The organism is Pseudescherichia vulneris, assembly GCF_902164725.1.
Lineage (GTDB): Bacteria > Pseudomonadota > Gammaproteobacteria > Enterobacterales > Enterobacteriaceae > Pseudescherichia > Pseudescherichia vulneris.
Map to the genome: position 1 here is coordinate 759,844 of NZ_LR607338.1, position 9,012 is coordinate 768,855.

Below are 9,012 nucleotides of genomic sequence, written 5' to 3' on the forward strand. Positions count from 1 at the left end.
TACCGGGCCTACAAATACCTAACTGCGTAATACCGCGCCCGAATATCCTAACTGACGCCACGCCTCATACACCACCACCGACACTGCGTTAGACAGGTTCATGCTGCGGCTGTCCGGCATCATCGGAATGCGTATCTTCTGCTCTGGCGGCAGCGCATCGAGGATCGTCGCGGGCAGGCCGCGCGTCTCGGGCCCAAACATCAGATAGTCCCCCGCCTGATAGCTCACCGCGCTGTGCGCAGGCGTGCCCTTGGTGGTGAGCGCAAACAGACGCTGCGGATTTTCCGCTGCCATAAATGCCGCGTAGTCAGCGTGACGCTGCACGGCGGTGAACTCATGGTAATCCAGCCCCGCCCGGCGCAGGCGCTTATCGTCCCAGGTAAAGCCCATCGGTTCGATAATATGCAGGCGGAAGCCAGTATTGGCGCAAAGACGAATGATATTCCCGGTATTCGGCGGGATCTCCGGTTCAAATAAGACGATGTTCAGCATGGTGCCCCCTCAATAACGCGGGGCAGCATAGCAGACTTACGCGTAAATTACGCCGCGTCGCCGGTCTTCACCGGTTCAAATACCGACTCGTGCTCAACGTTCTGCACCAGCAGGTCGCGGGTGATCTCCTTAATAGATTTCGCTCCGGTCAGGGTCATCGCCACGCGCATCTCTTTCTCGATCAGGTTCAGCAGGTTGGCGACCCCCGCCTGGCCGTGGGTGGCCAGCGCGTAGAGGTAGGCCCGGCCCAGCAGCACGGTGTCCGCCCCAAGAGCAATCATTCGCACCACGTCGAGACCGTTACGGATCCCACTGTCGGCCAGAATAGCGATGTCGCCCTTCACCGCATCGGCAATCGCTGGCAGCGCCCGGGCCGAGGAGAGCACCCCATCCAGCTGGCGGCCGCCGTGGTTCGACACCACAATGCCGTCTGCCCCAAAGCGCACCGCGTCGCGGGCATCTTCGGCATCAAGGATCCCTTTGATCACCATCGGGCCGTCCCAGAATTCGCGGATCCACTCCAGGTCCTTCCATGAGATAGAGGGATCGAAGTTGTTTGCCAGCCAGCCAATGTAATCTTCAAGGCCGGTCGGCTTGCCGAGATAGGTAGAGATATTCCCCAGATCGTGCGGACGACCGTGCAGGCCCACGTCCCAGGCCCAGCGGGGATGGGTCACCGACTGCCAGTAGCGGCGCATGGCGGCGTTGGCACCGCTCATGCCGGAGTGTGCATCCCGGTAGCGTGCCCCCGGCGTCGGCATATCAACGGTAAAGACCAGCGTCGAGCAGCCTGCCGCTTTGGCTCGCTCCAGGGCGTTGCGCATAAAGCCGCGATCGCGCAGGACGTAGAGCTGGAACCACATCGGACGCTTCAAGGTAGGGGCCACCTCTTCAATGGGGCAGACCGAGACGGTAGAGAGGGTAAACGGAATGCCCTTCGCATCGGCAGCGGCGGCGGCCTGCACCTCGCCCCGGCGAGCGTACATGCCGCACAGTCCTACTGGCGCAAGGGCCACCGGCATGGAGAGCTTTTCGTTAAACAGCGTAGTTTCCAGGCTCAAATCGGCCATGTTCTTCAGCACGCGCTGGCGCAGGGCCACCTGGGCGAGATCCTCGACGTTGCGGCGCAGGGTATATTCCGCGTACGCGCCGCCGTCGATGTAGTGGAACAGGAAAGGGGGCAGGATGCGCTGAGCCGCTGCGCGGTAATCACTGGCTGCAGAAATAATCATGCGTTGTTCTCCCTGGTAGGGTCGGGATCGCCCGGCAGGCGGGTGATGCGCGCCTGCCGAGCCTGATCTTCATCGAATTGTTTGATAGTGGTATGGACAAACCCAAGATGCGCCATCATCGCCTTCCGTGCAGCCTCGGCATCGCCGGCGAGGATAGCGTCGAGCACGGCCTGGTGCTGCTCGGTAAGCTGGGCGAACACCGGCGGAACCTGATACATGCGCTGGCGGCTCTGCTTAACCGACGACTGCAGCAGATCGAAGAAGCCGCGCATGGTCTGTAGCAGCACCACGTTATGTGACGCTTCGGCGATCGCCAGATGAAAGCGCACATCGGCCTGCGAGGCGATGTCCGGATCTTTGCTCTGGGTCGCTTCGTAGCAAACACGGAGTTTCTCTTTATCGGCATCGCTGGCGCGCATCGCCGCGTGCCAGGCGGTGCTGGCCTCGATGGCGTGGCGGGCCTCTAAAATATCGAAGCTATAGTCCGGGTCGTGCTCCAGCAGCGTTTTCAGCGGCTGGACAATATTTTGCTCAGACCAGTCGTCGTGCTGCCAGCGCACAAAAGTGCCGCCGCCGCGACGGCTCAGCAGCACCCCTTCGTTGACCAGCGTAGCCAGCGCTTCGCGCAGCGAGTTGCGCGACACGCCAAGCTGCACGGCCAGCTGACGCTCGGCGGGCAGCTTCATGCCCGCCTCCAGCTGCTGCTCTTTTATCAGCGCCCGCACGCGAGAGGCGATCTCGTCGGAGAGGCGTTTAGGCATGACGATCACGGGATCATCCAGGTTAAGACGTAGGCCTGTAGAGTCGTGATGACCCCCACCATGCAGGTGAAAATCAGGCTGTGCTTCACGGTAAAGCGGAACAGATCCGACTCTTTACCCACCAGGCCCACCGCCGCACAGGCAATGGCGATGGACTGCGGAGAGATCATTTTCCCGGTCACGCCGCCGGTGGTGTTGGCCGCAACCAGCAGCACGTCCGAGACGCCAATCTGCTGCGCGGCGGTCGCCTGCAGGGCGGCGAACAGGGCATTCGACGAGGTATCGGAGCCGGTAAGAAATACCCCCAGCCAGCCGAGGAACGGCGAGAAGAAGGTAAAGGCGTGTCCGGTATGGGCTAACGCCAGCGCCAGCGTCGAGGAGAGGCCGGAGTAGTTGGAGATAAAGGCGAAGGCCAGCACCATACCGATAGAGTAGATAGGCAGGGCCAGCTCCTTCAACGTGAGGGCGAAGGTCTGCACCGCCGCCGCTGGCTTCATACGCAGCCAGACGATGGAGAGCAGGGCGGCAAACAGGATCGCCGTCCCGGTGGCCGAGAACCAGTCGAACTTATAGACCGCCGGATAGGGCGTTGCTGCGTTGACCACCGGCGGCATGCGGGCCACCAGCTTATCCAGGTACGGGACTGAAATGTTGATCACCATGTCGTACAGCGCCCCGCCCGGAGCAAACAGGGCTTTGAACGGCGGCACGCTCCACAGCGTTACCGTGGCGGTAAGGAACAGGAAGGGCGACCATGCCTTGATAATCTGACCTGCGCTGTAGCGGGTGCGCGCCAGGCTCTCATCGACCTGAGAGGCACCCATATCGCCAAAGCGGAAGATGCGCACCGGCTGCCAGCGTTTCAGGAACAGCGTCAGACAGACCAGCGACACCAGCGAGGAGATGATGTCCGGCAGCTCGGGGCCAATAAAGTTAGAGCTCAGGTACTGGGCGATAGCGAAGGATCCGCCCGCCACCATCACCGCAGGCCAGGTCTCTTTAATGCCGCGCCAGCCGTCCATAATCGCCATGATCCAGAACAGCACGATGATGGTTAAAAACGGCAGCTGACGACCCACCATCTGGCCGATCTCAAAGCTGTCGAGGCCCGTGACCTGGCCGGCCACCAGAATTGGAATGCCCATCGCGCCGAAGGCGACCGGCGCGGTATTGACGATCAGGCACAGCCCGGCGGCATACAGCGGATTAAAGCCCAGCCCCACCAGCAGCGCAGCGGTGATCGCCACCGGCGCGCCAAAGCCCGCCGCCCCTTCCAGAAACGCACCAAAGGAGAAACCAACGATCAGCATCTGCAGACGCTGGTCCGGCGTAATAGAGAGAATCGACGAGCGGATAATGTCGAACTGCCCGGTCTTGACCGAGATTTTGTAGACGAACACCGCGGCAATAATGATCCACGCAATCGGCCACAGACCGTAGAAGAAGCCGTACACCACCGACGCCATGGCGCGATCCACCGGCATTTTGTAGAAGAAGAGCGCTACCAGCAGGGCGATGGCGACAGTGTATGTCGCGGCAAGGTAGCCCTTTAGCTTGAGCTTAATCAGGGCGAAGAAGAAGAACAGGATCGGCAGGGATGCGATCAGACTCGACAGCCAGATGTTGCCGGCCGGATCGTAGTTTTGTTGCCACAGGCTCATTGCGTGTCTCCTGGGACCCTTCTGGCCGGTCGGCGGTGAGTCTGCGCTCATCTCTGCGTCACAGTCAGTGTAAAAGTGGTCCAGCCAATTGGGTTGTGTAGGGTTTATGACAACAAATGGTTAACCAGATGTTATGTTTCGGCAATGAGTTTGTAAGTGGAAATCGTGGAAGTGTGAAGCGCAGGGCGGTTGGCTAAAGGATTGGTAGGGCCAATTTGGGGAGAAGAGAAAGAAGCCGGGCAGGCGTAGCGCCACCCGGCAAAAAATCAGAACTCGGTCTTTGCGAAGCCGGTCATCTCTTTCAGGCCCATCTCGCGGCCCAGGGCGGTCATCGGGTGCACTACCACCAGCCCGCGCGCGCTCTTCTTCAGCTTGCCCATGTCGGCCTGCTCTTTTTTGGTAATCGCCCGGCGGAAAGGCAGATCCATCAGCTTCTGCGCTTCTTTGCTCAGCTTCTGGCCGTGCACTTCGCGCAAGCGAGTAATCTCCGCTTCCAGCGTCTCTTTCTCTTTTTCCAGTTCGGCGTACTTGTCGGCAGATTCAACCAGCGACAGGGCAGCCTGCTGGTGACGGATGGCATCAAGGCGATCGCTCAGGCGTTTAATTTCGTTCTTTTCGATTTCTTTCATAACGGATGACTCTAAAAACAGGGGAATTACTGCAAAGGATACACTAATGTGCGCAACGTTACTTCTGAAAGGCTTTTTTCAGGCTGATGCGTGAGATCAGCCCGGTCAGGGAGAGGACCATGGTCGAGCGCACCACCTGCTGGTAACGCTGTCTCTGCATCGCGTAGAGGTCGGCGTCGCTGGTATCGAACTGGGGCTCAGGGGGCAGGGCAGAGACGCAGTGCAGCTCGCCAAAGGGGCCGAGGATCTCGTCATCGGTAAACCCGTACTCGTTGCCGTCGTGGTTCAGCTCTTCGCGCAGGGCCATCAGCAGCTCCGCGTCCTCATACTCGTGACGACTAATCACGCCGAGGCCGTAGATCAGCTTTAAGCGCACGGAGAGATCGCCCAGCGGGCCATCGCCCTCCAGCAGCGGCTCCACGGCGTATTTCACCGCATAGTCGTCTTTGCGGAACACCTGAAGTACCAGAATATTCACCGCTTCCGTGAGTAGCTCAACGGCGGCGATGAGGAAACTTCGGACGGTTTTGCCAGCATTCAGACGCTCAAGCACACGGTTTTCAAAGGCCTGGGTTTCTTCCATTATTGCCTGCATATCCGACAATCTTATATTCGGGCGCGGAGGATCGCTCCGCGCCGGGTAGGGCATCATGCCTGAGCGTTATAAACGTTAACCGCCTCGGCGACAACGTCGCTTGTGCTTTCCAGACCGGAGATCTGCGCCAGCGCAGCCTGCGGGCCTTTCTCGTCAATTAGCGCCGCCAGCTCAAGCGCCTGCGGATCCTGCTCGCTGCGGTAGTGCATGGCAGCGGCTATCCCTTTGACCAGGTTCTCGTGCGGCAGGCGATACTCCAGGGTGCCGAGCAGCGGCTTGATCAGACGGTCACCGATGCTCAGCTTACGCAGCGGCTGACGGCCTACGCGCTCAACGTCATCCTTCAGGTACGGGTTCTCAAAGCGACCGAGGATCTTCTCGATATAGGCAGCATGCTTCGCTTCATCAAAGCCGTAGCGCTTGATCAGCACCGCGCCGCTCTCCTCCATCGCCCCTTTCACTACCGCGCGGATCTTCTCATCGAGAATGGCGTCGCGAATGGTCTGATGGCCTGCCTGGCGGCCAAGGTACGCGGTTATAGCATGGCCGGTGTTCAGGGTGAAGAGCTTACGCTCTACAAAGGCCATTAAATTATCCGTCGGTTCCATGCCCGCAATGTTCGGCAGCGCGCCTTTAAACTGGGTCTTATCGACAATCCACTCGCTAAAGGTTTCAACGGTTACTTCCAGCGGATCGTGGGTGGCAGAGGCCGACGGCGGAACGATGCGGTCTACGGCCGAGTCGACGAAGCCAACGTGCGCTTCAACCCAGGCTTTGTCCTCATCTGCCAGCGCATTGAGAACGTGGCCTTTTAACTGGGTCGTACCGCGCACCATGTTCTCACAGGCGATGATGTTCAGCGGGGTCTCTACGCCCTGCGCTTTACGCTTCGTCAGGCCTTTGGCAATTGCCGGGGCGATGCGTTCCAGCACAACCGGGCCGACCGCCGTAGTCACCAGATCCACGTCGGCGATCAGATCGACCACCTCATCGCCAATGCTGCTCACTGCATTGACGCCGGAGACGGTATCAACCTGCTCGTTTTCACCCACCACATGAACCTGATAACTATGACGGGCATTCAGGGCATCGAGCACCGTCTGATTCACATCGGCGAACGTCAGCGTAATCCCAGCGTCCGCCAGCAGTTTGCCGATGAAGCCACGTCCGATATTACCTGCGCCAAAATGTAATGCTTTCATAGTATTAACCTTCATTAATGTTTTTACCCGAGAGGGCTGGGGTGAGGCTCTGACCTCACCCAAACCCTCTCCACAAAGGGAGAGGGAGGAGGGCTTACTTGTTCAGCAGCGCCAGCACTTCTTCAACGCTATCGGTATGCGCCAGGCGCTCGATAATGGACTCATCGTCCAGAGCATTGGTCAGGCTGGTAATCACCTGAATGTGCTCATTATTACGTGCGGCGATACCGATGACCAGACGGGCAATGTCATCTTCTTCTTCGCCAAAGCGTACGCCCTGCGGGTACTGGCAGAACACGACGCCGGTTTTCAGCACGCGATCTTTCGCTTCAACCGTACCGTGCGGAACCGCGATGGACTCACCCAGGTAGGTTGGGGTCAGTTTTTCACGCTCCAGCATGGCGTCGATATACTCCGGCTGCACGTAGCCGCCTTTCACCAGTTGCTCACCGGCAAAGCGAATCGCCTCTTCTTTATGGCTCGCGGTACGGCCCAGGAAGATGTTCTCCGCGCCCAGCTTGAACAGATGGCTGTTGCTGTCGTCAATGCTGTCCTGCAGGCTGGTGCGCACTTTCGCTTCGTTATCCGTATGACGCTGGGCAGCAACCAGACGCTCGGTCAGGTTGGTATAGAGGCCGCTGTCGAGGAAGTTAGTCAGTGAAATGTGTTGCGCCTGTGGCACCTGACGCATCGCACGTTCGGTCAGGTCGCGGTGGGTAATGACCACGTCCACGTCTGCCGGCAGGTTGTTGATCGCGCTGTTGGTGACGGAGACGTTGGTCAGGCCAGCATCCTGTACTTTCTTACGCAGCACGCCCGCGCCCATGGCACTTGACCCCATCCCGGCGTCGCAGGCCACGATGATTTTGCGTACGTGGCTCAGGTCGTTAGAGACCGCGCCTGCCGCCAGCGGCGTGCCAGTAGCGGCAGCGGTTGCGCCTTTGGATTCCGCTTTCATGTCATGCATACGGCGGGTTGCCGCTTCGATATCGTCCTCTTCTTTCACCTTGCTGGTTTTCAGCAAAATGGCAGAGATCACGAAAGAAACCGCCATCGCCGCGACGATAGCAGCGATGTTAGCGAAGTAAGCACCTTTCGGCGTCATCGCCAGCACGGCCAGGATAGAGCCAGGGGAAGCCGGGGAAACCAGGCCGCCGTTCAGAATGCTCAGGGTAAACACGCCGGTCATACCGCCGAGGATAACGGCGATCAGCAGACGCGGGTTCATCAGCACGTACGGGAAGTAAATTTCGTGGATACCGCCCAGGAAGTGGATGATAGCCGCACCGCCCGCAGACTGTTTCGCACTGCCGCGACCGAAGAACATGTACGCCAGCAGGACGCCCATCCCCGGACCCGGGTTCGCTTCGATCAGGAAGAAGATAGACTTGCCGATATCATGGGACTGCTGAATACCCAGCGGTGAGAAGATACCGTGGTTGATGGCGTTATTGAGGAACAGGATTTTCGCCGGTTCAACAAAGATAGAGGCCAGCGGCAGCATGTCATGGACAACCATGAAGTTAACGCCAGCGGCCAGGGCTTTAGAGAGCACCTCTACCGCCGGGCCAATGCCGAGGAACGCCAGAATCGCGAGGATCATACCGATGATGCCCGCAGAGAAGTTGTTCACCAGCATTTCGAAGCCGGATTTGATCTTGCCATCAACCCAGACGTCAAAGCGTTTGATCGCCCAGCCGCCCAGCGGACCGGCAATCATTGCGCCAAGGAACATTGGCATATCCGCACCGACGATCACGCCCATGGTGGTGATCGCACCGACCACGCCGCCGCGATCGCCGCCCACCAGGCGACCACCGGTATAACCGATCAGCAGCGGCAGCAAATAGGTAATCATTGGGCCGACAAGTTTTGCCAGCGTTTCGTTAGGCAACCACCCTGTTGGAATAAACAACGCGGTGATAATACCCCAGGCGATAAATGCGCCGATGTTGGGCATTACCATATTGCTGAGAAAACGACCAAAGCTTTGCACCTTGATCTTGATATCGGATGACATAAAACACCCCTTCTAATGTTTGCTGTCGCGCAGGGCGGAGGCCCAACTTTTTTTGTTAACGAGGCGGCAGAGGTAGCCGAACCCATGTTCTGTGTGGCGAATCTGGCACCGAATCGAGAAACTGTCCAGATGGCACGATTTAGTGTGATTCAGATCACACTAATATAGGGATCACGCCCTGTTTAGGTGTGATGGCGGTCACAAATCATAGGTGTAAAAAAAGAACAGTGGGTAAAAAAAAGACGGCACAGAGCTGTTAATGTGATGTTAATCACATTTCTATCTCGTTACTTTGTTTGTTGTTTGTGATTTAGATCACAAGAAACTTTCACTGGGACTTTTCTTAACGTGAGCGGCAGCAACTTCTTATTACGGGACTCGGCAATACTGTAAGTCAGCAACATCTTCTATCTTGACTAT

At 58.3% G+C, this 9,012-nt stretch carries 8 protein-coding genes; all 8 read right to left on the reverse strand.

Features of this window, described 5'->3' with window-relative positions:
• Positions 1-18: 18 nt before the first annotated feature.
• On the reverse strand, positions 19-492 hold the full coding sequence (trmL, locus tag FN633_RS03105; RefSeq protein ID WP_154056697.1) for a tRNA (uridine(34)/cytosine(34)/5-carboxymethylaminomethyluridine(34)-2'-O)-methyltransferase TrmL: 474 nt from the start codon (positions 490-492) through the stop codon (positions 19-21).
• Positions 493-539: 47 nt separating this feature from the next.
• Positions 540-1,724 carry an FMN-dependent L-lactate dehydrogenase LldD gene (gene lldD, locus FN633_RS03110; protein WP_042393913.1) on the reverse strand — a complete coding sequence of 395 codons (1,185 nt, stop codon included), beginning with the start codon at positions 1,722-1,724 and terminating at the stop codon, positions 540-542.
• Positions 1,721-2,494, reverse strand: coding sequence for a transcriptional regulator LldR (lldR, locus tag FN633_RS03115; protein WP_154056698.1), 774 nt, complete (start codon positions 2,492-2,494; stop codon positions 1,721-1,723). The genes lldD and lldR overlap by 4 nt, the downstream gene beginning before the upstream one ends.
• On the reverse strand, positions 2,491-4,146 hold the full coding sequence (lldP, locus tag FN633_RS03120) for an L-lactate permease (RefSeq protein ID WP_154056699.1): 1,656 nt from the start codon (positions 4,144-4,146) through the stop codon (positions 2,491-2,493). The genes lldR and lldP overlap by 4 nt, the downstream gene beginning before the upstream one ends.
• A 266-nt stretch (positions 4,147-4,412) precedes the next feature.
• On the reverse strand, positions 4,413-4,775 hold the full coding sequence (locus FN633_RS03125; protein ID WP_042393927.1) for a YibL family ribosome-associated protein: 363 nt from the start codon (positions 4,773-4,775) through the stop codon (positions 4,413-4,415).
• A gap of 58 nt (positions 4,776-4,833) precedes the next feature.
• The gene (gene mtlR / locus FN633_RS03130; RefSeq protein WP_106403947.1) at positions 4,834-5,424 is read right to left on the reverse strand and encodes a mannitol operon repressor MtlR; all 591 of its coding nucleotides are present in this window, start codon (positions 5,422-5,424) and stop codon (positions 4,834-4,836) included.
• The gene (gene mtlD, locus FN633_RS03135; RefSeq protein ID WP_208673931.1) at positions 5,424-6,572 is read right to left on the reverse strand and encodes a mannitol-1-phosphate 5-dehydrogenase; all 1,149 of its coding nucleotides are present in this window, start codon (positions 6,570-6,572) and stop codon (positions 5,424-5,426) included. The genes mtlR and mtlD overlap by 1 nt, the downstream gene beginning before the upstream one ends.
• Before the next feature lie 94 nt (positions 6,573-6,666).
• Positions 6,667-8,592: a PTS mannitol transporter subunit IICBA gene (locus FN633_RS03140; RefSeq protein ID WP_154056701.1), complete on the reverse strand. Its 1,926-nt coding sequence runs from the start codon at positions 8,590-8,592 to the stop codon at positions 6,667-6,669.
• Positions 8,593-9,012: the final 420 nt, after the last annotated feature.